This window comes from Rhodoblastus sphagnicola (assembly GCF_002937075.1).
GTDB lineage: Bacteria > Pseudomonadota > Alphaproteobacteria > Rhizobiales > Beijerinckiaceae > Rhodoblastus > Rhodoblastus sphagnicola.
Window position 1 is genome coordinate 16242 of the sequence record NZ_NHSJ01000109.1, and the last position, 26727, is coordinate 42968.

At 66.1% G+C, this 26727-nt stretch carries 8 protein-coding genes; 4 read left to right on the forward strand and 4 right to left on the reverse strand.

Features of this window, described 5'->3' with window-relative positions:
- Positions 1 to 83 precede the first annotated feature (83 nt).
- The 4 genes from CCR94_RS17890 to CCR94_RS17905 form a co-directional block, all read right to left on the reverse strand.
- Entirely contained in the window at positions 84 to 13100 is a 13017-nt protein-coding gene (locus tag CCR94_RS17890) for a filamentous haemagglutinin family protein (protein ID WP_210302435.1), read from the reverse strand.
- Between the two features lie 169 nt (positions 13101 to 13269).
- Entirely contained in the window at positions 13270 to 14250 is a 981-nt protein-coding gene (locus CCR94_RS17895) for a FecR family protein (RefSeq protein ID WP_104509207.1), read from the reverse strand.
- 102 nt (positions 14251 to 14352) lie between these two features.
- On the reverse strand, positions 14353 to 14862 hold the full coding sequence (locus tag CCR94_RS17900) for an RNA polymerase sigma factor (RefSeq protein WP_104509208.1): 510 nt from the start codon (positions 14860 to 14862) through the stop codon (positions 14353 to 14355).
- A 131-nt stretch (positions 14863 to 14993) separates the two neighbouring features.
- The gene (locus tag CCR94_RS17905) at positions 14994 to 15740 is read right to left on the reverse strand and encodes a TonB family protein (protein ID WP_210302442.1); all 747 of its coding nucleotides are present in this window, start codon (positions 15738 to 15740) and stop codon (positions 14994 to 14996) included.
- 537 nt (positions 15741 to 16277) lie between these two features.
- Here CCR94_RS17905 and CCR94_RS17915 point away from each other — a divergent pair.
- The 4 genes from CCR94_RS17915 to CCR94_RS17930 form a co-directional block, all read left to right on the forward strand.
- The gene (locus tag CCR94_RS17915) at positions 16278 to 17021 is read left to right on the forward strand and encodes an STN domain-containing protein (RefSeq protein WP_104509211.1); all 744 of its coding nucleotides are present in this window, start codon (positions 16278 to 16280) and stop codon (positions 17019 to 17021) included.
- Complete coding sequence (locus CCR94_RS17920; RefSeq protein ID WP_104509213.1) at positions 17018 to 17566, forward strand: RNA polymerase sigma factor; 549 nt, start codon at positions 17018 to 17020, stop codon at positions 17564 to 17566. Before CCR94_RS17915 ends, CCR94_RS17920 begins: the two co-directional genes overlap by 4 nt.
- Complete coding sequence (locus CCR94_RS17925) at positions 17499 to 18632, forward strand: FecR family protein (protein WP_244594120.1); 1134 nt, start codon at positions 17499 to 17501, stop codon at positions 18630 to 18632. Before CCR94_RS17920 ends, CCR94_RS17925 begins: the two co-directional genes overlap by 68 nt.
- Before the next feature lie 414 nt (positions 18633 to 19046).
- Positions 19047 to 26727, forward strand: a 7681-nt coding sequence (locus CCR94_RS17930; protein WP_158254822.1) for a two-partner secretion domain-containing protein, incomplete at its 3' end; no start/stop codon positions are given.

Consider the following 26727-nt stretch of genomic DNA (forward strand, 5'->3'; position numbering starts at 1 on the left):
GCGGACCCAAGGGCGTTTCGGCGCATTAATCGCGAAATTCATCGGAATCTCACGATTAATGACAACGCGACAACCGTCTCTGCTTATTGTTTGGCGCCGAACGCGACAAATTGCACCGCGCTGTTCTGATTATAGGTCTGTCGTTCACGGTCGTTACGGCGCTTGTCCTCCTGCTGGCGGGGTTCGCCATCGCCGCCGCCATAGCCGAGCACTTCAACGATGATGACTGACGGCCGGTCGTTCCCGGAGCCGGCGTTCGGCGCTGCCGTCTGCTGCGTGGCGGCGGTCGCGTTGGACGCCGCCAGGCTGGCGCTGATGTTCGGCGCCTGAACGGTCGGAACGCCCGTGGACTTGCCCTGCACCTGGATGTTGGCGGCATTGAGAATCTGCAACGCCGCCAGGTTGAGGTTGCCGGAGACGCGGATGCCGGCTTCTCCGGCGTCGATCGCGCCGAGCGGCGCGATCAGATCGACGTCGCCGGCCTTCACCTCGGGGATCGGGTTGAGCGTCGCGATGCCAGCGCCCGATGAGGGGGCCTGCGGCGACAGGCTCACATTGCCGTAGCTGTCGTAGACGCGCCTCGGCGGGGTATAGACCACGGTGGTCTTGGAGCCGCGTCCGGCATTGATGTCGCCTTCCGCGGACCAGGCGATGATGTCACCGCCGAAGGTGGTCATGATGCGCGACAGGCCGAGCAGGATGCTGCCCTTGCTGTAAAGCTGGATGTCGCCTTGACCCAGTGTGACCAGCCCCGCCGACGCCGGCGGCGCTTGTCCCTCGATGCCGATGATGGTCCGCCCGCCCGGCGAGAGCATCTGGATGTCGCCCCCCTTCTGTGTGCGGACGCCGGCGCCGCCATACATGGTGATGTCGCCCGCACGCATGACAGGCTGTCCATTCCCGTCCCGGTCCGGGAACAGCGCGGCGATCGCGTTGCGGCCGCGCAGATAGCTGCCGTAACGGGTGCTGGCGCTGTCGTTGTATTCACGGCCGCTGGCGGTGAGTTCGGCGAAGTAGACCTGACGCAGGAAGATGCGCTGCCGCTCGGGCGCCAGGGCGCCGAAATAGGCCAACGCTTCCGCTTCTGTACCGTCAAAGCCGTAACGATCCTTCAGCCAGGCCGCGAGTTCCTTCTCGTAGGTCTTGGCGACCTTGCCGGGCTGGTCGGCCAGCGGCACGCCTGCCACCGCCAGCCGGCTCGGATCGAGATAGAGCGCCGCCAGATTTTCGTAATCCGGTCCAGCCTCTCCGACGCCGGCCAGAATCGCGATGCTGGCGCCCGGGCGTGTATCGCCCGACGCGATCGCTCCGAGGCTGGTGATCGCGCCCTTGGCGGCCTGGTACAGGTTGCGCCCCGCCGAGATTTCGAGCGCGCCGGGGCCGGCGATGTCGATATTGGCATAGAGAATGTCGCGTCCGGCGGAAAAGATCGAGACGTCGTTCGCATCGCTGTGCACGATCAGGTTGCCGTGCGAATACCCGTTGATGGCGGCGGCGCCAGCCACCGTGACGCCGGGCGCAAGGCCGGCCGCGACGATGTCGCGGCCCGCGCGCACGACGACCGGAGCCGATGCATTGAGCCAGGTCTTGCCGCTCAGAAAGGTCACCGTCTCGCCGGTGACGAGTCCGACGATGTCGCCTTCGCCGGCATAGAAGCGCACGGGATCGGCGTCATCCGCGCGGTCGAGCGCGATTTTCGCATCGTTCGGGCCGAACACGAACAGCGATCCGCTGATCGGGCCGCCGGTATTTACATCCCGGATGCCGTTTGGCGACGCGTTGGTCACGATCAATTTGATGTTGCCATAAACGTCATTTTCGTAGCCTGCGAAGGCCGGATTGAACGGCGTCGGCAATTCCGTGCCGGCGCCGGACAGGCTGAACGCATAGTGCCCGGCATAGATCGAATCCTGGGCCAGCATCTCCAGCGAGCCGGTGGCCGATGGCGCCAGGGTGATGGTGGGATAGACGGCCGAATCGCCACTGTAGCGCATCAAGGGCAGCGCATCGATTCCGTAATAGATGCTGCCGCCGAGCGCCGCCGCCCGCAGGATCGATGGATAGGTGAACCATCCGTCGGTGGTGTTCTGGTCGGAGTTATTATTCCCAGCGCCGCTATGCGCGCCGCTGTCGCTCGTCGAGGTGGTCGGCGTGAGATTGCCGCCGGCGGAGACCAGATTGATCGCTGTGTGATCGGTCCACAGCGTGAACCAGCTTCCGCCGCCGCTGGCGTAGTCGACGCCGCCGACCGAGAAGGCGGAATTGCTCGGCGTCACCGACCGACCGGGATCGCCGGCGCCGCCGAGCACGAGATCGCCCAGGGTTTGCAGATAGACCGTGGCATCGCCGGGCGCCACCGTGATGCCGGAGGTCGCCAGGGACTGCGTCGCCTCATACGGGTCGGCGCCGCGGGTATCGTAGCTGTCCCGCAATCCGTAGATCAGATCGATGCCGCCGATCGACGCCGCGGCCACGCTCAGGGTGCCGCGCAGATTGATCAGCGAGCCGCCGAGGGCCTGCTTCTGGGCGGAGGAGTCCGTGGTGATGGCGAGATTGGGATTGAGCGCGCCGGCAATCCGCATGTCGATATCGCCGCCGCCGGTCAAGGTGAGCGATCCGTCGGCGCCGACGCGGCCGGTGCTGCCGACGGCAACCACCAGACCCTGGCTGCGATCGACGCCGCTGGTCTCGCCGCCCGTGCTGTTGCGCTGCGTGATCGCGCCGGCATTGCCGCCGACGCGGATGGTGATATTGCCGCCGCCGAGCGCGCCGATGCCGGTGAACCCGACGAGATCGGGGATGTCGTAGTTAGTGCTGTTGGTTTTTTTCGGCACGTAGGCGCCGAAATTGATCCACCACGAGGTCTCGATCGTATCATCGACCGCCGCGGTGCCGCTGCCCTGGCGCCACAGCCAGTTTCCGGTCAGCACGCTCGACGGGCTTGCCCGGTAGGACTGACCGTAGATGTCGCCGATCAGATCGCCGCCCGCCGCGATCAGGACGTTGCCGCCGTGATCCGGGTACCACGCCTGATAGGACGCCAGCGCGGCGGTCGCGTAATCGGCATTGGCGCTGCCGAGCAGCGTGCCATCGGCCGTGACTGAGCGGGCGAGGTTGTAGCTTGGATCGACCGCGGTCGCCGTGCCGGCGGTGTAGACGCCGTAGAGCGACTGCATCTTGATGCTGCCGGCGGCGACCAGCGACAGGTCGCCGGCGCCGGTGCGGACCACGCTGAACGAGGGCGCCACCACCGTGGTCGTTGCCGGCAGGGTGATGGGGCCGAGGTTGTTTTGCGCAGGATCCGCGAAATTGGACGGATACTGGCCTATCATATCGTCCCAGCTGTAACTGGGGTCGCCGTAGAGCGTGGCCACCTCGAGCCGGGTCTTGTGGAGCAGCGCGGACGGATCGGTGATGCCGTCGGGAAGGTAACCGCCCAGAGCGGTCATCAGCGCATCGAGTCCCTTCTGGGTCAAGCCCAGTTCGATATTGCCCTTCGCAGGATTCCAGAAATCGGCTGGCATCCCGTAGTAGTCCACGGTCTCCGCCCATGAACCGCCCAAGAGCGTCGCGATTTGGGCTTCCGACTTTCCGATCAGGTCGTTCACCGTAAAATGGTAGTCGCCACAGACCACGGCGCAGAGGGCCTCCGCTCCCGCCTGGTTCAAATTGAGGAGATCGCCACCGGAGGCGTACCGCGCGACGTAGTGGGTATCGGCCAGAATGATGTCGCCCTTGCCCAGCGCGTTGCGCGCCCGCACATTGGCCGAGCCGAGATCGGCGCCGGCCACCAGCGTCAGGTCCGACGATTTCGCCCCGGCGGCCAGCATCGAGGCGAGCGCCCAGTTGCGGCCCTGGATGCCGCCTGTCGTCCCGCGCAGATCCACCGCCTGGCCGCCGACGAGCTTGACGTTGGTCTGGGCCGGGATCAGCGACCCGGCCGCGAGCGTCATCTGCGCGGTGGAGGTCATGTCCACCGGCAGCGGCGCGCCCTTCGGCCAGACCAAGGCCGCAAAGCTGGCGGCGCTCTTCAGCACCGTGCCGGCGCCGAGTTGCATGCCGGCGGACAGCGTCACCGCATTCGGCAGGACCATGCCGGCGGCATAGGCCACCGAGCCGTCCGCATTGTAGATGGTCGCCTGCACCACCGTGCCCGCCGACAGAGCCAGCGAACTTGCCAGGGTGGCGCGCACCGGCAGCACCGTGCCGGATGGCAGCGAGGTCGCACCGGTCCTCTCGGTACCGAAATAGGCCGGAAGGTCGTAATTCAGCGTGACGCCGGCCTTGAACACCGTTCCGGTCTCGAGCGTGACCGCGGTGGCCAGCACCAGATCGCCGCCATAGGGCACCACGCCTTCCTCGAGCAGCCAACCCTTGACGTCGTCGGGCGTCGACGGCGGCGGCGCAAAGCCGTCGTTGATGCTGCCGTGGATATTGAGATTGCCGACGGCGCGGATGTTGAAGGCGCCGGGCTCGCCGAAGCCGTAGGTCGCCGAATTCACGTTGCGATCGGCATTCGGCCCGTAGCGATAGCCGGACAGATCGAGATCGCCGGCCACCGTCAGGTCGCCGTTCGGATTGTCGGCGCTGACCTTGCTGACGATATCGACGCCGGGCCGCAGGTGATAGCTGCCGAGACCTGCGAGCCTGGCGCTCAAGGACGTGTTGGCGAGCGCCGCATTGATGAAGGCGACGCTGTCGCTGTCGAGATCAGCGACATAGCTCTGCGTGATCTCCTGCGGCTTGTAGCCGGTGACGTCGGGCGCGGCGGCGAGCGGCGCGTCGTCATAGATGCGGAACGCATTGACCGCGATGGTCTTGGCGCCCCGGATCAGCGGCGTGCCCTGGACATTGACGGCGACGTCATTGGCGCCGTCGATGCCGCGCGCGCCGGCGGCAACGCCTGAGCCGCCGAGGCGCGGCGCGTTCAGCGTCAGCGTGCCGCGGGCGACGCCGTCATTGAGATAGGTTCCTGCGCCGAACGCCACATTGGCGCCGGCGCGCAGATCGAACGCCGCGTTGCCGCCTATCGTCAGCGTGCCCATGCGCGTCGTCAGATCGACGATGGCGCGGTTCGGCGATTCGATGATCTTGCCGTAGCTGTCGAAACGCATCCCTGTGCCGTGCGCGTCGAGCGTGCCGTTGATGGTCAGGTCGCCCATCGCCGCCAGCCGGATCGTGCCGACCTGGAAGCCGCTGGCGTCGATGGCGCCGTTGACGGTGAGGCTGCCGCCGTCGAGCGTGATCTCGACCTCGCGCGCCTTGACTTCGTTGCCGACGACGAGGCTGCCCTGCTTGATCTGGAAGCGGCGCGCGCCGAACAGCTCGCCGGCATTGAGCCGGGCATTGAGCCCCGCGAAATCGGCCAGCGTCTGCGCATAGACGTCAAGCTCGGCCGCATCGTAGGGCACATAGGTGCCGCCCGCGTCGTAGAAGCCGGTCGCGCCACCGCGGAACGCGCCGGCGAGATCGACATGGCCGGCGCCCGCGCCGAGCGCCGTGACCGTCGCGGTTCCGCCGCTGTTGTACTGCGCCGACAGATCGATCACCGATCCCGCCGCCTGGGTGATGTTGCCGGCGCTGCTGCTCATGACCAGATCGCCGCCCCAGCTGTATTTGGTGACATCGAACAACACCACGGCGCGGCCCGACAGATCGAGCCGCGAGTTGTCGCCGAGCACGATGTCGCCCGCCGCCGTCAACTCCAGCCGCCCGGACGGCAGCACCACGCTGCTATCGATGAGGACATTGGCGCCGGTCAGCTTCAGCGTCGCGCCGAGTTCATCGACGCTGGCGGCTGCGCCGCCCGTTCCGGCGATGCGGATAGCGCCGCCGGCGGTGATGGTGTTGACCGAGCCGGCCGCGCCGGTGAACAGCGGCGTGGTGATCGTGAGGTTGCCGCCGCTGTGTTGATAGCCGGTCACGGCGTCATAGGCGCCCTGCCGGGCATAGACGCCGAGCGTGCTCTTGTTGGTCGAGGTCACGGAGCTGGCGGCCGTGATGTTGACGGCGGCAAAGCCGAGCGCGATGCGGTTGTCGACGATTGTGGTGCTGGGTTGAGTGTTGGGACCGTAGCCGAACACGACCCGGTTCGCCACGATGTTGAGCGCGCCGTCGCCGAGCCTGTCGGCCATCGCCGCGCCCGGCGCCGATGACGAGCCGGTCCAGACGAATTCGCCGGCGCGGATCGTGGCGGTGCTGCCGGCCGCGCCGTAGCCGTAGATTGCCGGCGTCGCCAGCACCAGACGGCCCAGCGTCGATGCGTCGAGCGTGACGTCGCCGAACACATTGACCGCGTCATGCGCAGTGAGCGCCAGCGTCTCCAGCGCCGGCGCGCCGATCGCGGTGTTGCCCGCCAGCAAGCGCGCCAGCACGGCCTGGTTGAGGGTCAGCCCGGTCGGCAGCCGACCGGCGGCGGCGGCGGTCGCGATACTCGCATCGGAGCCGAGATTGATCGCCGACAATCCCAGCACGAGATTGCGGGTGCCGTAGGAGACGTTGTCGGCGACGGTGACGGCGCCCGCCGTCATCACGCCGATGGCGCCTTCGGAGGCGATCGTGGTGGTCCGGTTGCAGGCGGCGGTGACGCAGGCGCCGATCGTGATGTCGACGTTGGCCGACTCCGTCCCGCCCCGCAGCAACGTCACCACGCCATTGGACACGATCAGCATGCCGGTGTCGACGACGTAGGGAGCACTGGTGTCGTTGCCCGGCGATCCGCGACCGATGGTGCTGATCGTCGCGCCTTCCTCGATCGTGATGGCGCCCCTCTCCTGGCGCCACGACCTTCCTCTCGAGTTGAAGACGATCTCGGCCGCCGACAGACGGGCGCCGCTGCGCAGGACGATATCGCCGAAATAGCCGTCGTTCAGGTTCAGACGCGGCGCGTCGAGCTTGCTAAGTTCGTCGGCGGAGACCGAGGCCGCCACCATACCAGCGGTGGCTCCCTGCCCGGTCGCGAGGATTTCGCTGATGCCGGTGATCGAGACAGCCCCGCTATAGCCATCGCTGCCGGCCTCCGCCCTGATGCGCAGCGCGCCATCGAACAGCAATTGCATGCGATCGTCGCCGACGCGCGCCTTGTCGAGCAGCATGGTCAGCCCGCCCGCATCGACCGTCATCCAGCCGCGCGCGACGCTGTTGGTCTCGGCGTTCGCCAGCACGTAGGCGTCATAGGTGGTCTCGTTGAAAGACGAGTGCTTGCGGACCTGATCCGCCGCCGTGATGATGACCCGGTTCGGCAGCGATGAGCGGATCGCCGTATTGGCGACGCTGAGATAGGCGCTGACGATATAAGAACCGCTGCCGGTCGCAGCGACGCCGGTGACGGCGGGACTGACGGTGCTCCCCAGCTCCACCCGATAGGCGCCCGGCAGCAGTGCATAGGTCGCGGGCATCAGGGTGTAGGCGCCGGCGGCAAGACCCGGCACGCCCTCGGGAATGGTGATCTGGCGGCCCACCGCCGGCAGGCCATAGCCCGCTTCCTGCACCGCCGGCGCATAGGAAACGGAGCTGCTCGGCACGATCGCATAGACCTGATTGCCCTTCGCGCTGTAGCTGTAACCGGGATTGGCATTGACTAGCGGCGTGGTCAGGATGTTCACCGAACCGCCGCGCCCCGAGACGAAGCCGGCGCCGGTCAGTTCGCCGCCGCCCGACAGGTCGATCAGCGAACCCGCATCGGCGTCGATATGCAGGCCGTTGAGGGTGATGGCCGGACTGGAAGCCGCGACCGTCGCGCCGTTATAGGTGTAGCTGACGCCGTCGACCGTGCCGCCATAGGGCATCACCAGCCCGACGCCGCTGACCGACGTGATGCTGCCCGGCAGCAGATGGATCGTATCCGCTTGCGGGACGCTGCCGCTTGAGAGGCTGCCGAGCACGATTCCACCGAACGGCGCGCGCACCACGCCGCCCTGGTTGATGGTATCGGCGGCCAGGGTGAGGAGGCCGAAGGCGGAATAGGGCGCGTCGGGATCGGTGTCGCCGTAGCGCTGGATATTCAGCACGCTGCCGACGAGAAGCTTGGCGGCGCTGCCGGCGATATAGCCGGCAGTGATCGTCCCGGTGGCCCGGCTCGCCGGATAGATCTGGGCGGCCGTCACGGTGATATTGCCCGGCGTCTGCAGCAGGGCGCCCCTCGTCTGGGCTCCGCCGAGCATGCGGACATCGCCGCGGCTCAGCAGATCGACCAGCGCGAAGCCGCGGCGATCGAGGGTGTAGCTCTCGGCCTGGGTATTGATGGACTTATGCACCCCGAACACCACGCGGTCGCGGATATCGATGAGATCGGCGGCGACGGAGAAGACGGCGCTGCCCGACTGTTGCGACGGCGCGCCATAGCCCTCGTCCCACCGCACCGTGGGCAACGTGTAGGTATCCTTGCCAGGGCGCGTCACGCCGGCCAGCCGCACATAGGGCGCCGCCAGCGACACCCGCGAATCCACGCCGGCATTGGCGCCGAGCGCGTAGGCGCCGGCATAGAGGCTCAGGCTCTGGTTCATGGCCAGCGTGACGTCGCCGTCGAAGGAGATCAGGCCATCCGACAGCAGCGACAGCGTGCCGAAGCCACCGGCCTTGATGCGATCGACGCCGAGCCGCGCCGTGCCGGTCACCAGGCCGGCCTTGGCCTCGACCATCGAGCCGGCGCCGGCGATGGCGCTGTCGCCCTGAACATTGGCGATGACCAATTCACGATGCCGCAACACGTCGCCGGATGTCGATAAGCTCAAATAATTCGGCGCTTCGAGCGCCAGCGCCAGCGTGCCGCCGGCGGCGTTCGCGCCACCGCCTGCCGCGCGCAAGGTCCCGTCGAGATAGAGGCCGTTGCTCGATTTGATGACGATGCTGCCGCCATTGCTGGCAACTTCGAGCGGCGTGCTGGTTTTCGCCAGCCCGGAACCGGGAATGTCGAGCACCGCGCTGGCGCCGGAGGCATCGAGCCGCGCGCCGGGCCGGATCACCGCGAAGGCATTCGGCGTGAAGGACTCGCCGGTCGTCTCCCAATCCACCGCGCCGCCGATCAGGATCGAGCCGCCATTGCCGACCACGCCATAGCGCTCGCCGCGCGCGTTGGTCGCCGTGACCGCGCGGGCCGCGACATCGAGCACGGCGTCATCGCCGATCCAGATCAGGCCGGCTTTGTTGTCGCCGGTGCTCTGATTGAGGCTCGCCGCGGCCTGGGTCAGGCTGATCGTGCCGCCCGGCGCGGTCAGCGCGCCGTCGATAGTGAAATCCTTGGCCTGCAGGCTGATCGACTGGCCGGTATCGACGCGGATCGACGCGCCGGCCTGAATGCTGATCGGGCCGCTCGCCACCGTCAGGGTCCCCTCGCCGACATTGGAGCGCAAGGTCAGGCTGGCGCCGCCGCGCTGGGTGAGGCTGCTTTTGCTGGCGTCTTCGGTCCATTCGGGCGGCGTCCAGACGCTGAGCGCGCGGGAGGGATCCTCGCCGGTGGCGACCGAGAAGGCCGCGTCCGTCAAGCGATAGATCGGCATCGCCACATCGAGCCGGGCGCCGGCCGCAACCACCACACCTTGCCGGCCATTGATATCGTAACTGGAGAACCCCGACTGCAACAGCGACGCGTCGACCTGCAGGATCTCTTTGACGGCCATCGCGCGCTGGACCACCGTGCCCGCGGCAATCAGCGTTCCGGCCGCAATCGTGCCGTCCGACGGCGCCAGCGTCCCGGCCGCCGCGGTCCGGGTGAACGGGACAGACGACGGCAGACCATTCGGGAACACCGCAGCCGGCAAGGTGTAGAGGTACAAGCTATTTATATAATATGGATCGATGCTGACGACCGTCCCCGCCGGGATCACCACGGTCGACCAATGGCTGATATTGTAATGTGGTCCCTTTTTATCCGCGCCCGTTTCGATCAAATACGTAAAGTAGGGATTCGACGTAAGCGGCGGCGTCCAGTCTGCCGCCAGCGTGACCTTGTCGACGACCGGTTTGCCGCCGGTCACTGTATCGCCGGGCTGGAACCAGGTGGCCTGATAGGAATAGCTCGCCGGAAGCACCTCGCCGGCCTTGACCTGATAGTCCTGCGCCAGCACCAGATCGGCCGGCGCCGTCTCGCCGGCGCCGAGCACGCCGTCGGTCGCCAGCACCTTGCCGCCGATGGCGATCGCCGTGCCGGATTCGAGCTTGAGCGTGCCGCCGCCGCTGACGCCATAGGCGCGGATCGTGCCATCAAGGGTCAGAAGGCCGTTGGCCGTCACGGTGGAATTCTGCTGGTCGGCGATCAGCGTCACGTTGCCGCCGATGCCACCTTTGGTCTTGCCGGTGGCGAGGATCGCCGCGCCCGACGAGACGTCGATGACGCTGCCCGCTTGCAACGTCACGTCATGGGTCGAGCGCAGCGTGACCGAACCGCCGTTGATGAATGCCTGCTTCGGTTCGTCCTCGGACTCCAGCGCCGCGTTGACCCAGAGGCCGCGCAGATCGAGCGTCGCGCCGTCATAGAGAGTGATGGAGGAGAGGCCATTCTTGAGCAACGCCGCATAGGCGCCGCGCCCGCCCGAAGCGGCGCCCGCCAGCACGTTGTCGATCACCAGCGAGCCGCCCCGCGCGGTGACATCGGCCTTGATATCGACCACCGCCGCGTTGAGGTTGATCTTGCCGCCGGCGGCGAGCGTGATCGGGCGATCGATGGTGATGGTGTCGCTGGTTCCGATATCGAGCCCGCCGAGATGGGCTGCATTGATGCGGTCGGCGTCGAACCAGGCGGTGTTGGTGCGGACCGATGGCAGCAGGTTGGTGGCGGACAGGCCGGCGCTGATATCGGCGACATCGCTGAAGCGGACATCCGAGCCGTAGGCGGCAACCTGATTTGGCGTCGCGTCATAGCGGGCAAGACCGAGCGCGCCGGCGAGCGGCGCGGCGTTCTGCGCCTGCTTGTAGCCGTCGGCGACGCCTGTGGCGCGCGCGCTCGACTGCCGCTCGCCGGTGACGACGTTGGCGATGATATCCGCCTCGAAGACCGATGTGGGAGTCGAGAGATTGAGACGGCCGGCGTCGCGGCCCACGGTGTAGCCGTCCTCCCAGCGCGCCGTGGCGCCGCGATCGAGCGGGTTGGTCCACACTTCAGTCAGCGCATCGGCCACCTTGCCTTGAATACGATGCGTGCGCACGAAGCCGCCGCCGGCCGCGACGACCTTCATATCGGCCGGCGCATTGTCGAACGTATACCTGCGACCGTCGCTACCGATCAGCACGGTCGAAAGAATCCAGCCGCCTTGATAGCTGACCGAACCGCCGGAAATATCGAACTTTGCGCCCTGCTGCGCGACGACTTGCGGCGCCGAAAGCGTGATGGAGCCGCCCACAGCCGCCCATTCGCCGATGGTGTGGCCGGTTTTGCCGAGATAGCCGCCGATTTCCAGCAACCCGCCCTTGGTATAGTAGCGCTCGCCGGCATAGCCGCCCGTGCCCGCCGCCACGAAAGTCAGATCCCGGATATCGATCCAGACGTTCTTGCCGATCAACGCGCCGCTGTCGCGATTCACAGGCGAGTCCCTGAGCTCACTGCCCTGGACATTGACCTCCACCTGGTTCGCCGACATCGGCCGTACCGCGCCCTGCACGCCCGAAACATCGATGATCGAACCGGTCTCGGCGAACACGCGCGCGCCGGCGCTGACGGCGACCTGACCGCCTTGCGCCACCGTGAGCGAGCCGTTCTGGAAGTTGACCAGCCCGCCGGTGACGATCTCCACGCGCGACTGGTCGCGACGATCTGTCAGCCGCGACAGATTGTCGAACTGCGCGGCCAGCGGGTTCAGTCCCGAGGCGGCGATCAGCGCATCGCGCTGGGCATTGAGCGCAGTATCGCTGGACTCCAGTTCCGGCACGATCCAGCTCAGACTCTTGCCGGTCATCGTCACGCTGCCGCCGGCGTCGCTGGCCGCGTTCAACAGATGGATGGAGCCGCGCTGGTTGACCGACGTGGTGGAAAGCAGCACGCCGTCCTGCGTCACGCCCCGGCCGGCCAACGTGATGTCGCCCTGCTGCGACAGCACGATGCCGGTATTGGTCACGCGGCCGGCGGCGCTGCCGGCCGCGATCACCGGCGCGATCTCGCTGCCATTGGTGGTCGAGAACTGGTTGGCGTCGGTGCTATACCCCTTGCGCAAAATGAAGTTATCGCCCGCCGCCAGTATCGTCTGGCCCTTCGGCGTGGCGATGGCGCCGGCATTGCTGACCTCGCTGCCGATCATCAGCACATAGCCGCCGCCCGACGTTACCGAAGTCGGCGCAGTCGTGGAGATCGAGGCGCCGGCCTCGACCACCACCTTGCCGCCGGCCGCCGTGAAGCTTGGTGTGTAGCTGTTGCCGGTTTGCGTGGAATAAATGCCAGTGTTGCGGAACTGGGTGTCGCTGATATCGGCGGTCGAGGCGATCAGCGAGCCGACATTGATCTGGCTGCCGCCGCCGAAGATGACGCCGCTCTGGTTGATCACATAGACATGGCCGTCGGCCTTGATGTCGCCGAGGATCTGACTCGGCGCGGTCGCGCCATTGACGCGGTTGAGCGCGACCCAATTGGCGTTGCCCTGCTGATCAAAGGTCAGCGTGGTGCGGGCGCCGACATTGAAGCTGGTCCAGTTCAGGATCGCCTGCTGGCCGGTCTGGCGGATATTGACCTGGGTCCGCCCTGCGCCATCGACGCCCTGCGTCGGCGCATTGGCGCCACTCCAGCCCGCCGGCGGGTTCGGCAACAGACCACCGGCGGCCAAGCCGTTCGGGATCGCCGCCGGCGCCGTCAACGATGTCTGCCGCCCGGTTGCCGCAGCGCGCGCCGCCGCCTGCATAGCCTGCATGTCCTGGACAGCGCGTGCGGCGCGCGCCAGCGAATCCTGCGTCTGCTTAGCCACGCCCGCGGCCTGCTGCGCCCCTTGCGCCGCGGCGTCCGAGGCGACGTTAGGCGCCGAAACCGCGAAGCCGCCACCGTTCAGCGAACGGGCGTGGGCCGGCGCGGCCAACATCAAAGACAGCGCGCTCACCCCCGCCAGCAATGCCGGACGGCCATATCGATGGGAGAAAGACCAACAGGAGAACGAAGAAGGCGTCGAACCGGCATGAACGGACATCGATTTGCTCTTTCGGCGAAAAACACGGGCGCATCGAGTGGCGCCTCCGGCTGCCCGGAGCACCGATCGGATGCCTCTCACCGGTATGACGAACCAGCCATGCCGCGAACGAAATGCTTATTCGAAGATTTTTTGAGAGATGCCCGCTGTCGATCCGGCCTCGCGCCGTTCAAGAACTCAAGACCACAACGCCTCCCGGCAGCCTTGTGACGTTCGCATGAAAAACCAGCTGGATCTGTGTGATGACATCCTCGAGCCGGTCGAGCTTAAAGCGCGCGGTCACCGGGCGTTTCGCCAGGCTGGCATTCGCCACGATGATCTTGCCGGGCCAGTAGCGATTGACTTCATCGACGACCCGGCCAAGCGGTTCGTCATGAAAGGCGAGGATACCCTGCCGCCAAGCCGTCACGCTCGCCGGATCGATCTCAACCAACGGACTCAAGCCCTCATCCGTGCAGGACACCTGCTGCTTTTGCCGCAGCGTGACAGGCTGCCCACGCTGCTCGACCAGGACAGCGCCGGTCACGCATGTGATACAGACCGAAGACCCATTGCGACGCATATTGAACATCGCATCCGTCGCCGTGGCGCGCCCGTCGCCGGCCAGCGCGACGATCGATCGAGCCGCATGCGCCGCCGTTGTGATTGTCGCTTCGCCGGCGATCAGCTCGATCCGCTCGGTGTCGCCGGCCAGCCGTATGTCGATACTGGTTTGGGTGTTGATCTCGATTGTAGCTCCTCCCTCGGTCGTAATCCGCCGCTGCTGGCCGGTCACGGTCCTGTAGTCGGATGTCAGTTCGGACAGCGACGACCACAGGCCGAGCGGAGGTCGCACGATCAGATAGGCCGCACTCGCGGCCAGCGCGCCGCCGAGCATGGCCCGACGCCCCATTCGCATGTCCGTTACGGACGACGTTGCGGCAATGGCGTGGCGTTGCCGCGCAACCCTCTCGACAGCTGGCTTGACGGAATGCCACAGCTTGCCGGCTTCCACGAAAGCCGCCTCGTTCTCGGGACTCTGCGCGCGCCAAAGCGCCAACGCCTGCAATTCCGCCGTGGTGACCTCGCCCGAGGTCAGACGCGTCAGCCACTCGAAGGCTTCATCCTCCCGCGTATCGATTGCCATCTTCTGATCGTCCGACTCGGTCATTCCGCGAATGCGCCGCTCTCGCCGTCTCGCGTCAGGCCGCGATCGCCGCCTGCCCTACTTGTTATGACGATTTCCACAAGCCCGAAGCGAAACATCATGGCGCTATTTTCGCTCCAGACGGCTTTTGCAATGTTGCAGCGCGTATTTCAGCTCGATCTGAACCATCCGCTTCGAAATGCCGAGCCGCTCTGCGATCTTCTGATGCGGCTCCTGATCGAGCCGCGCTGCGATCAAGATGGCCCGACGACGCTCGGACAGCTCCCAGATCGCGGCTTCGAACATCTTCAAGTCGCGACGCGATTCAAGTTCTTCCGCCTGGTCGGGCGCTTCATCGACGATATCGTCGAGCACGGCATTGACATCGGACTTGCGCGCCCGGCGCGTTTCGAAACGCTGACGATCCGTCGCGAGATTGAGCGCCACGCGGGCGAGATAGGCGTCCGGGTTGCGCATCACCGAAACATCGTCAACCCGGTCGAGGCGAAGCCATGTCTCGTGTAAGGTCTCCCGCGCGAGGTCCTCTGAGCCGAGGCGGCGGGTCAACAGGATCCGAAGCTCATCGTAGCTCTCGACGAGGCGTCGGCGCAGCGTCACCCAGGCCGACTCGGTCATGCGGCTGCCACAAGAACACCTCTGCAGCCGACACCGACAGCCGCAGAGACACTCAGGGCGGAATTTGGCGCACGGCGCGCCGCACCCGCAAGGAAACGCCGTTGCTTGTCGGTTGGCATGTCCGCCGCCATTTATCGATTTGCCTGCATTCGATCAACGGAAGCACAATCGCCGGTCAAGTCGGGCGGGCGCGGCGCGATCACCATGGTGATCGGTTGTGGTAGTTGCGAAGGCGGCGCTTCGCTAACCGTCAGCCGCTCCACCACGGCGACGATCTGCGCGTCCCGCTCGCGGTTGCCGGTGGAATTCATCAAAGAGCTCGACAAAACCTCGCCGGAAGATCCGACTGTGAATCTGAGCGCAACCTTGTACTGTCCCGGACGGGTCTGCTCAGTTCTGCAAAGCATGTCGAGGAGACCGGCCTGCACGACTCCCAAAAAATGCCCGAATCTTTCGATCTCCGGCGGTGAACGACCAGGAACGTCGCCGCCCAACGAGGCTACCTCCTGATGCGGAACGAGCGAAAATGAATCCTGGGTGGTGCGCCAAGCGGTCAAGCCGGTTCCGGCAAGCATCGCTTTCAGCGCCGCCTCGGGCTTAAATACACCTTGGAGGTTCGCTGAACGACGCCCCGACGTCAGGGACGTCTCATAGAGAACCTGCACATTGCTGGTCGAGCTAAAGGCATCGAGGCCCTCTTCCAGAGGCTGCGGAACGATGTTGAACGCGACGGCTCCGGCCTTATCCCGTCCGCCCGCTTGTTCCGCCGCAGCTGCGCCCGTCATCGCGAAAACCACCGACACGACCGCAACCCACAGGCGCGACGCCGGACAAGCCAAGAGAAAAATCGGCAGTCTCGATTCATCAGCAAGAAGCATAACGACCACGGCATCTGCCCGCTGTCCGCCTGATCAGCCAAGGCTTCAGCGCACACAATAGCATACCCTACCTACGACGGTGATCTGGCGCTATCGGACAGAGTTAGTGGCAAAGCGTGACAGCTGTGTGGCGCCATGAGATTAACCTGAACCCTATGTTCACCTGGCAAAAGCGATGGCGGCGCGCCGCACAGCATGTCCCTAATCGAGGATTGCGCCGGGTTGGCCGGCGCCGAGCCTCAGACATGGGGGACGGGCCTGATGAATAAGATCGTTTTCGTGGGACTGGATGCCCATAAGGCGACTATCGCGGTCGCCGACTCCGATGCTGTCATGCGGAAAAGCCGCTTATCGTCCTATCCAGATTTCCTGACCCAGATCTCGATCAACGCGATGTCATTAATTCGTAATGCACCGCCTCTAACGTAAGTGAGATCAGATGGAATTATTATTCAGGATTCTGAATGACGCCTCCATCTATATGGGTGCTTTGAAGCCGCAAACTGCTGTCATTAATAGTAGAGGTGGATAGCAAGAGTGCTCAAAACGGACGAGCATCAACTCAAGGCAGATCAGACGATCGGCGCCTATATCTGCGTTTACATATTTTTTTCGTTATTTTTTGTCATTTATTTCATGCTGGCGTCGACGATTACGGTTGCCGCCCAGAAGTCAAATGAGATCAAGCAAGCCCACTTCGGTATCCCTGTCCAGTTTGACATTCCCGCGCAGCCGCTCGCCGACGCTCTCTATGCTTATAGCTCGGTCACAGGCATCGAAATTCTCGTTCCAGGCGACATGCTGACACGGTTTCGAACTTCCGCGATCACGGGCATGCTGACTCCCGAAGATGCGCTTCGCATCTTGTTGGCTGGCACATCGCTCGCCCCCCATGGCATCGGCGACGGCTCCATTACCCTGGTACCCAACGCTTCCGCCGTATCATCGGCGCCGATCCGGGCGCCGCGTTACCCGGAATATTCCGCGGCGCTTCAGTGGGCGGTAACGAAAGCGCTCTGTCAGTTTCGTGAAACCCGGCCTGGCGGATTCCGGGTTGTGGCGCGGCTCTGGGTTGGACCCGGGGGCGAGGTGACGCGTGTCCAGTTTCTTGGCGCAACGGGCGACGCGGACCGCGATACGGCGCTGGCCGGCCTGCTGAAACAAGTGGTCGTCGGTCAGCCGCCGCCGGCCGATCTGTCGCAACCCTCGACGGTGTTGGTGCTGCCACACCAGGCGAAAGAGGAATGCCGCATGATCCGCGGCGCGGGTGCGACGCCATGAAAGAGACCTCATGGGCGTCGCTACGCGATCTTCTCGTCGAGCGCTATAGCGAATTCAAATATCGACTTGCGCGTCGTTTAGGCTCGACCGAGCTTGCCGCCGAGGCGTTGCAGGACACCTGGCTGCGTCTGGAGCGCCCCGGCCATGCCGGCGCCCTCGACCGACCGGATGCATATCTGTTCCGCATTGCGCTCAATGTCGCGGCCGATCATCGCGACGCCGATGGCCGCCAGCTTGCATTATCCGAGATCGAGGCGTTGCGTCATCTCGACGATGATGAAATCGATCCCGAGCGCATCGCGGAATCGCGCTCAGAGATCGCCGCGCTTGCGCGGGCCCTTGATGAGTTGCCGCCGCGGCGCCGGGCGATCTTCATTGCGGCGCGCCTGGATCAGATTCCACACAAGGATATCGCCGCCGCTCATGGTGTTTCCACCCGAATGGTCGAGCGGGAGCTGAAGCGCGCCCTTGAGCATTGTGGTGAGCGGCTGGGCAGAATTTCTCCGCGACCGTTCGGTTCGCCGCCGCAAGAATCGTCCTTATAGTAGAGGCGTCGGCGGCCCGGCTCCGTCCGCCCAGACCATCAGCAATCGAGTCACGATGAGCCCACAACCAGCTAAGGTCGAACCAGAGGCGCTCAAGAGCGAGGCATATGAATGGGTCTTGCGCCTGACCTCCGGCGAGGCCACCGCGGCCGATGTCCAAGCCCTGAATCGCTGGCGGCGGATCAGCCGCGCGCACCGGCAAGCTTTCGCGGAGGCCAATCTGCTTTGGGACCAGTTGCGGCCCGCCGCGGCCGAATCTCTGAGCCGAAGCGCTGCCGCGTCGCAGGCCTTCGCTCGCGGGCGCCCCTCAACATCGGGGGGAGGGCTTGGGCGAAGAGCCTTTCTGGGCGGCGCGCTGGCGGCCTCGGCCGCCGCCGTGGGCTATGTCGCCATGCGGCCGCCGCTCGGTCTTTGGCCTTCGCTCTCGGAGATGGCGGCCGACTTTCGCACCGGCGTCGGCCAGCAGAAGGAAGTCGCATTGCGGCACAACGTGCTCGTCAGGCTGAATACGCGCAGCAGCATCGCGGTGCTTGCGGCCGGGGCCGGCGAGGCGAAAGCCGATCGTGTCGAATTGATTTCCGGAGAGGCCGCGATCGCGGCCATGGACGATGCGTCGCGCCAAGTGACCGTGGTGGCGGCGCAGGGCGAGACAATTGCGAGCAATGCGCGATTCAATGTCCGTTATGATGGCCAGATGGTCTGCGTCACCTGCCTGGAGGGCGATCTTCGGGTGGAGCACCTGGGACGCGCCGCAGGGCTGCGTTCGCATGAGCAGATTGTTTACACGGCATATGACCTGGGGTCGGTGGTCAGCGTGGGTCTCGATACGGTGACCGCGTGGGAGCGCGGATTGCTGGTGTTCCGCAACGATCCGCTCGCGCGCGTGATCGAGGAGGTCAATCGCTATCGGCCGGGCAGGATTTTCTTGATGAACAAGGAACTTGGTCGCCGTCCGGTGCTGGCCACGTTCCGGATCGATCGGATCGATGAAGTCGTGCCCCGGCTTCAAGCCGTCTTCGGGGTGCAGGTCAAGACGCTGCCTGGAGGCCTTGTTCTTTTAAGTTAGAGGCGACGGCCATTGCTGGCTGATCGGAAAAAAAATCGGGCGGAATATGTCGGGTTGGGTCGTTGAGACCCGTCAACATTATTGAGCGGGCGCCGACAAAGTCTCCGATGTCGTCACCCGACCGATCCATTCGCCGATTCCGAAGGTGATTTCCATGTCTGTCCGTCCGCCGATCCGGTCCAACCTGGCCGTCGATGATTGCGTTCAATTGATTGGCGCGAGCCGCCGGGACGAGCGCGCCCGCGCCTGAGCGGGCGACGGCGCGCCGGCTGACGCAAATTTGTCATCCTTATTACTGACCAAAGGCTTGCCATGTCGAACGCTGCTCCCGCCGTCCGGTCGTTCCCTGTCGCCTCCCCGCCCAGGTTGCTTGAGCCTTTCAGACGCAGAGCGCTGCTTGCTGGCGTGAGCCTCATGGCGCTCCTGCTGACGGCGCAGGCGGACGCCCGCTGCATTTGCGGCGGCGCCGCCTCTTCGGGTTCGGGCGCCGTGAGCGTCGCGACGGGCGCCGCATTGGACTCGGCGCAACAGGCCGCCGCGGCGGCGAAGCAGAGCCAGGCCGCCTTGCTGCGCGCGAAGCAGGCCTTGCAGTCGGTGCAGACGGCGGCGCAGGCCGCGGCGCGGGCCGGCAATTCGAGCTTCAACGGTCTTGGCGCCGGCGCGCTCCATCCGGTGGTCAATCCCAACAGCAGCACCGACGGCCTCACCGCCTGGACCGGCGCCAGCCTGCCGACGCAGAGCGTCAGCAACGGCAAATACGACGTCAATATCAGGCAAACGCAGTCGCGGGCGATCCTGTCGTGGGACAGTTTCAATGTCGGTTCGGCGACTAAGCTGACGTTCGACCAGCAGGGCAATAATGACTGGGTGGCGCTGAACCGGGTGGTCGGCAATTCGATCGCTCCGAGCCAGATTCTCGGCTCCATCAAGGCCGACGGCGCCGTGCTGGTGATCAACCAGAACGGCGTCATTTTCGGCGCCGGGTCGCAGGTCAACGTGCACTCGCTGATCGCCTCGACGCAGGAGATCGGGCGCAGCGCCGATGGCGGCGTGGCGCGCACCATCGCCCAGCGCAACGACGAGTTCCTGAACTACGGCTTGACCGGCTATGCCGAGACCTACACGGGCGGGTCGACCTTCGCGGGCGTGACCAGTGCGGCGACGGCGCCGGGCGACGCGGCGGTGAAGGTGGAGCAGGGCGCGACGATCACCAGCGACAGCGGCGGCATGATCCTGTTGATCGCGCCGAGCGTGACCAATGCCGGCAGGCTGTCGGCGGCGGACGGGCAGGTGAGCCTCGCCGGCGTCAAGGCGCTCACCGGCGGATTGACTCTGACGGCTTCGGACGGCAGTTCGACGTCGACCGACCCCTATGTGCGCGGCTATCTGATCGACAGCGGCTACGGCGCGGTGGTCAACAGCGGGCTGATCGAAGCGGAGCGCGGCTATGTCAGCCTCGGCAACAGCTACGCCACAGTCACCAATTCCGGCATTCTGCGCTCGACCACCAGCGTGTCGGCGAACGGCGCCATCGACATCGTCGGCCGGACCATCACGCTTTCGCCGGGCAGCATCGTGATGGCGGCGGCGGACGACAAAGGTGAAACCATCCCGCAGGATGCGACCTCGCTCGCCGCCTTCAAGAGCTCGCAGGTGCGGATCGGCAGCTACGCGTCGGACGTGACGCTTCAGTCCGGCGCGACGATCTGGGCGCCGTCGGGCGACGTGACGATCGGCGCGAAATCGGGCCAGACGCTGGTCGCCGCGTCCCAAAGCTCCTACTGGGACACGGACACCAGGCAGGACGTTTACATCGCCGGCCACATTGTCGTGGAAAACGGAGCGACCATCGACGTCGCCGGCCTCAAGGACGTCTCGGTTCCGACTTCGAGCTACAATCTGTCGATCCTGCTGAAGGGCAACGAACTCGCCGACAGCGGCGGCTACCAGAACAGTTTTCTCAACGGCGCCACGGTGATGATAGACGCGCGACTGTCGGGCGTGCGTTCCGACGGCGTCGCCTGGATCGGCTCGCCCCTGATCTCGGCCGCGGCCTATTACGAGGCGGTCGGGGTCACCGCCGCGCAATTGATGACCAAGGGCGGCAATGTGGCGCTCGGCACCAATGGCGGCGTCTATTCGGGCACAACCAACGGTTCGGCGAGCGTGACGGTCAAGCCGGGCGCGTTGATCGACGTCTCCGGCGGCTGGGTGACTTACGAGGCGGGGCTCGTCACCACCACCAAGCTGTTGACCAGCACCGGCCTCATCGTCGATATCGGCGGCGCTGACCTGTCCAACACCTATGTGGCGATCGCCAGCAGCGGGTTCACCCGGAACCATGCCCATTGGGGCGTCACGGAGACCTGGGCGAACCTGCTGCGCGGCGACGGGCGCTACGAGGCCGCCTATGCCGAAGGACGCGACGCTGGCAGCCTGACCGTGAAGTCGGCCCAGGCCTCGATCGACGGCGTGCTGAACGGAGAAGTCTATCCGGGAGTCCGGCAGATCGCCAAGGGCGAGGCCGGCAGCGGAAAGACCTCGGTCTACGGCGACCTGCGCAATGTGCAAAAGGCCAATTCGCAGCTCCCCGCCGGCGGCATGCTGTTCGTCCAGGAGATCGGCGTCAGCCCCGGCTCCGGGATGGGCGCCGGCGGCGACATCCGGGTGGTGGCCGCCTCGGATTCCGCGCCGGTCGACGGCGTCACCGTGCTGTCCGATGCGCTGCTGAGCGGTTCCGGCCTGTCGCAGGTCTCGCTATGGACCTCCGGCGCGATCAGCGTTGCAAGCAACGCCACGGTCAGCCTGGCCGCCGGCGGCGTGTTCGACGCCTATGCGGGGCGCTCAATCAAAATAGCAGGGACGGTGACGGCGCCGTCCGGCAAAATTCTGTTGGAGACCGCCAATTTTGGCTCTACCGGCTCCGCCTTCAGCAGCGCGGACGACAAGCCCGCGATCGGCTCGTTCGATATCACGGTGACCGGGACGCTGTCGGTCGCCGGGCGCTGGGTCAACGACTATGGCAAGACCGGCCTGGACCTCGACGGTCCGGCCTATCTCGACGGCGGCGGCGTCACCATGGTGAGCGCGGCCACCGTCACCGACCAATCCCTTTACGACATCACCGGCGCCGTCACCGCCTCGACCGACGTCAGCGGCAGCATTTTGCTCGCCGGCGCCAAACTGATCGACCTGTCGAGCGGCGGTCGCGTGAAGCTGGACGGCGCCCTGGATCTGTCGGGGAAGGGCGGCAGTCTCGCGCTGATCAATCAGAGCGGCTTCTCTCAGCTCGAGAACGTCACTTATTCGAGCACCGAATCCTACGCGCGTTTTGGTGAACTCACCGGCTTTCGCGCCCGCTACGAATATGTGACCGGATACTGGGCGCCGGACGCGATCAACCCGACCGCCATCACCTCGACGGTTCAGTTCGATCCTTCGTCGATCAAGGCGGCGGGCTTTGCCGGCGGCGGCGCCTTCACGCTGTGGGCGCCCGACGTGAAATTCGGCTCGGGCTCGGCCGACGACACCGCGCTCGCCACCGCGATTCCGCTCGACTTCTTCCAGAAGGGCTTCGCCAGCTACGACATCACCTCCTACAAGACTCTGCTGGTCGGCAACGCCTTCGTCAACGCCTCGGGGGTGAGCCTTGGCGGCGCCAACGCGCTGCTGCAGACCCAGACCTACACAGTCAAGGCGGGCGAGACGCTGCTGCTGTCGCAGGCGCTGCTGCCGAGCGTGCTGACCTCCCAACAGGCGATCGCGCTGCGCAATCTTGCGACGGGCGACGATGTCACCACCGTCCTGACCGCATCGACGCCGACCGAGACCTGGGATCAGAAGGCGGTGAATCTGACGCTGGACGGCATGATCGAACTGAAAGTGGAGGCCGGCGGCAGCATCGTGTCGGCCCCAGGCGCGGTATTGACGGTGGCGAAACTGCTCAATGAGGGCTCCATTCGGCTGCCGGGCGGCAACATCGTGCAGTCGCAGACGCTGCCAAGCGCCTTCGCGGGATATGAGACGATCACCGCCACACATGCGCTCTCCGATGTCTTCACGGTCGAGAGCGACGGCTCCATCGTCGAGACCAAGGCCTCCAAGGTCTCCGGCAGCACCAACGCCACCTTGGCGATGACCTCGATGGTCTATCTGCTCGGCGATCTCGAGGCCAGCGACGGCATCGTGCTTGCCGAGGGCGGCGTCACGGATCTCTCCGGCGTCAGCGTGATCAATCCCTACGCCGCCGCTTCCAGCGGGATATCCGGCGTGCGCGCCGGCGCGATCCACGATGCCGGCTCGATCGTCCTGGCGTCGGCCTCGACCTCCGACAGCGGCTTCTACCGCGGCTCCTATCTCGACGTGATCAAGATCAAGACCGGCAGCTACCGGCCGGGCCTGAAGCTGACCATCGCGACCGACGCGACCGTGGCGCTGGACGGCGCCTCCGACACCTATTCGCAGTTGTTCTCAAGCTCATCGGGCGCCAGCGGGGCTGCGCTGGCGCGTCGGGGCGCCGTCGCGCTCACCGCCACGCAGGCCTGGAGCGACGCCGGCGCGATCTCGGCCCCCAACGGTTTTACGATCTCGTCAGGCGCGATCCTCAGCGCCAGGGGCGGCTCGGCCTCGGCCGAGGGCGGCGCGCTGGAGCTCGGCGACGTGGTGCTGACGCAAAGCGTCGCCGACGCCGCGAATTTGTTGTCGGCGGACCAGATCATGGCGTCCGGCTTCACCTCGCTCGCGGCGCTGGGATCGCTGAGCTCGCAGGGCGACGTGACGCTTGCCCTCGGCAAGGCGTTGTTCGTCGCCTCGCGGCCCTACGACAGCGGCAGCACCCTCACGACGGCGAACACCAACACCGCCACCGCCAACGCGGTGGTGATCAAGGCCGGCGGCGATCTCGCCGTCACCGCGCCCTATATCGGCCTGCTCAGCTCGATCGACGTGCTGACCAGGATCACGACCGGCCTCAGCGGGTTGAACACCGTCACGCTGCACGCCACCGAAGCATTCGACATCACCGGCGCGGTGCTGTTCGATCGCTCGGTTGCGACGACGAAACTGATCAGCGACGGAGACCTTCGTCTCACCGGCGTGCCGGACTACAAGATCAGCTATCTCGGCTACACCAGCAACGTGAGCAACAATCTCACCGCGCTGCTGGCGGTCAATGGCGACCTCGCCATCGCCGCCGCTCAAGTCTATCCGACCACCGGCGCCACCGCGACCATCAGCACGGCCAAGACCGGCGGCGCCATCAGCTTCGCGCGATCGACGACGGCGCTGCCGGATGCGCCGTATTCCGCCGGCGGCAGCCTCACGGTGTCGGCCGGCGACATCGTGCAGGGCGGGGTGATCCGGACGCCGCTCGGCAGCCTGAGGCTGGCGGCGACCGGCGACCTGACGCTGACCGACGGCAGCTACACCGAGGTCTCCGCCAACGGGTTGATCATCCCTTACGGCGCCACCACCGATGGCGTCGAATGGTATTTTACCCCGACCGGCAGCGCCGCGCTGAGCGCGCCGCCGGCAAAGCTGCTGACGCTTTCCGGCGCCAACATCAAGGTGACCTCGGGCGCCGTGATCAATATCTCCGGCGGCGGCGACATCACCGCTTATGAATTCGCCGCCGGGACCGGCGGCTCGCGCGACGTGCTGAACAGCTATAACGACGACGCCTACACCAGCAAGACCGGTTCCACCTATACCGGCGGCGCGCAGGCCTACGCCATCGTTCCCGGCCTGTCGGACAAGGCGGTTGCGGCCTACGACCCGGTCTATTCGGCGAATTACGCCAAGCTGTCGTCGGTGACGGGCGTCGGCTCGCGGGTGCTGATCGACATCGGCGAGGGTCTGAAATGGTACACGCTGCTGCCGGCGCAGTACGCCACGCTGGCGGGCGGGGCGCTGGTGGTGGAGCAGACCGGCTCGACCAAACTGGCGCTCGGCAGTTCCACCACCCGCGCCGACGGCTCCGTGCTCACGGTCGGCTCCTACGGCAACGCGCTGTCGGGCGCGGCGCAGTCATCGACCGCGCTGTTCGCGGTGCAGTCGCAGAGCGTGTTCGAGAAATACTCCTCGATCAAGCTGACCTCGGGCAACAGCTATTTCGCAAAGCTCGCGGCCAAGAACGACACTGTCACCCCGGCGCTGGCGATCGACGCCGGCAAGCTGGTGCTGAACGCCGGTTCGACGCTGCTGATCGACGCCGTGGCGCGCTCGGCCGCCGCCGCTGGCGGCCGCGGCGCCAAGGTCGACATCGGCGGCGGCGTCATCTCGATCGTCTCGTCGCCGCCCGCGAGCCCGGCCGACGGCGCCCTCACCATCACCGCATCGAGCTTGACCAATCTTGGCGCCGAAAGCCTGTTGGTCGGCGCGATCCGCACCGACAATTCCGACGGCTCCACAAATCTCGCCGTCAGCGCCGGCTCGATCACCATCGCCAACGACGCGGCGCATCCGATCGAGGCGGCGGAAATCCTGTTCGCCGCGAAGGGGTCGATCATGATCGCGGACGGGTCGGCGATCGTCGCGACCGGCGAGATGGCCGACACCCGCAACGGCGTCTATGCGATGGGCGACAGCGCGACGTCCGGCGCCGGCGCGCTGCTGCGGGTCGCCAACGGGCCGGAGCGGCTCACCAGCCGCGCCAATTTCGCCAACACCGCGACGCTGACGGTCGGGGCCGCGACGCTCAGCGGCGCCGCCGTGATGTTCGACTCCTCCGGCAATGTGGCGCTGTCGAGCGGACTCGCGCTGAACAAGGCGAGATATGTCGCGCTCGGCGCCGGCCGGATCGGCCTCGGCATCACCGATCCGGGCTATGCCGGCACGGTGCTGACGCCGGAAATGCAGGCCGTGCTGAGCCAGACCGGCGGGCAACTGACGCTGCGCTCGCAGAGTTCGATCGACTTCGCCGATGGGACCTATTCGTTCGGCGCGCTCAAGCTCGACGCCTCGATCCTCGCGGGAACGCAGGGCGGCGCCGTCACCATCGCCGCCGACGCCGTGACGCTGGGCAATTCCGGCGCGGCGGGCTATGTGTGCGGCGAATGCGCCGCCAACTCCGGCGCGCTCGCCATCAAGGCCGACGAAATCCTGTTCTCCGGCGGGCTGGTGGCGACGAAGGCCACCACCATCGCGGCGACGCGAAGCGCCACGCTCGCGGCCGATACGGTGGTGACCGTCCCGGCCGGCACGGTGTTCGCGTCCGGGCAGTCCTTCTTGCAGGACACCAAGATCATTCTGCAAGCCGGAGCCAGCGTGTCGCTCGCCGTCGGCACGGGCGTGATCACGCCGACGGCGACGAGCGGCGCCACGATCGCGTCCGGCGCCGAGATCACCATTGCGGGCATGACCTATGCCTTGGCGGCCGGCGCCTACAAGGTCGCCGAGGCCACCAGCTATTATGTCGCCTCGAACGAGCAGACGGTCTCGCTCCCGGCGGGCGGCGTCGTCACCGTCACCACAACGCCGACTTTCACCATCCCGACCGGCGCGGCGGTCGATCTGTCGGGCGCGGCGACCATCGCGACGACCAATTATTTCGCCGGCGGGGTGACGCTGGCGGCGACCAAGGGCGTCTACGCCACCGGCGGGAACGCCGGGTTCAACGCCGGATCGGCGGCGCTGACGCTGCATACCCCCTATATCGGCGACCGCGCATCGCGCGCCGGCGCCGTGGTGGTTCCTGATCTGACGCTCGCCACCACCGGCGCCTTGCGCATCGACGATGCGGGCGCGGCGAAGCTCGACATCGCCAAGCTCGGCGGCGTTTCCGGCGCGGCGCTCACCTTCAATGGCGGTTCGGTCGCGATCAGCGGCGCCACTCTGCACGCCAGCGGCGGCCTCGTCCAGGTGACGTCGGCGGGCGCGATCACATTGTCCGATGGCGCCGTGGTCGAGGCGCCCGGCTATACCGGAACCTATGGCGACGCCACCGACTCCACCAGCGTGTCGTCCGCCGGCGGCGCGGTGCGGCTCACCGCGAAGGCGGGCGATATCACGCTCGGCGCCGGCACGCGGGTCTCGGTCGCGGGCGACGCGGGCGACGCCGGACGGCTCGAAATCTCGGCGGTGGCCGGCAATGTCAGCT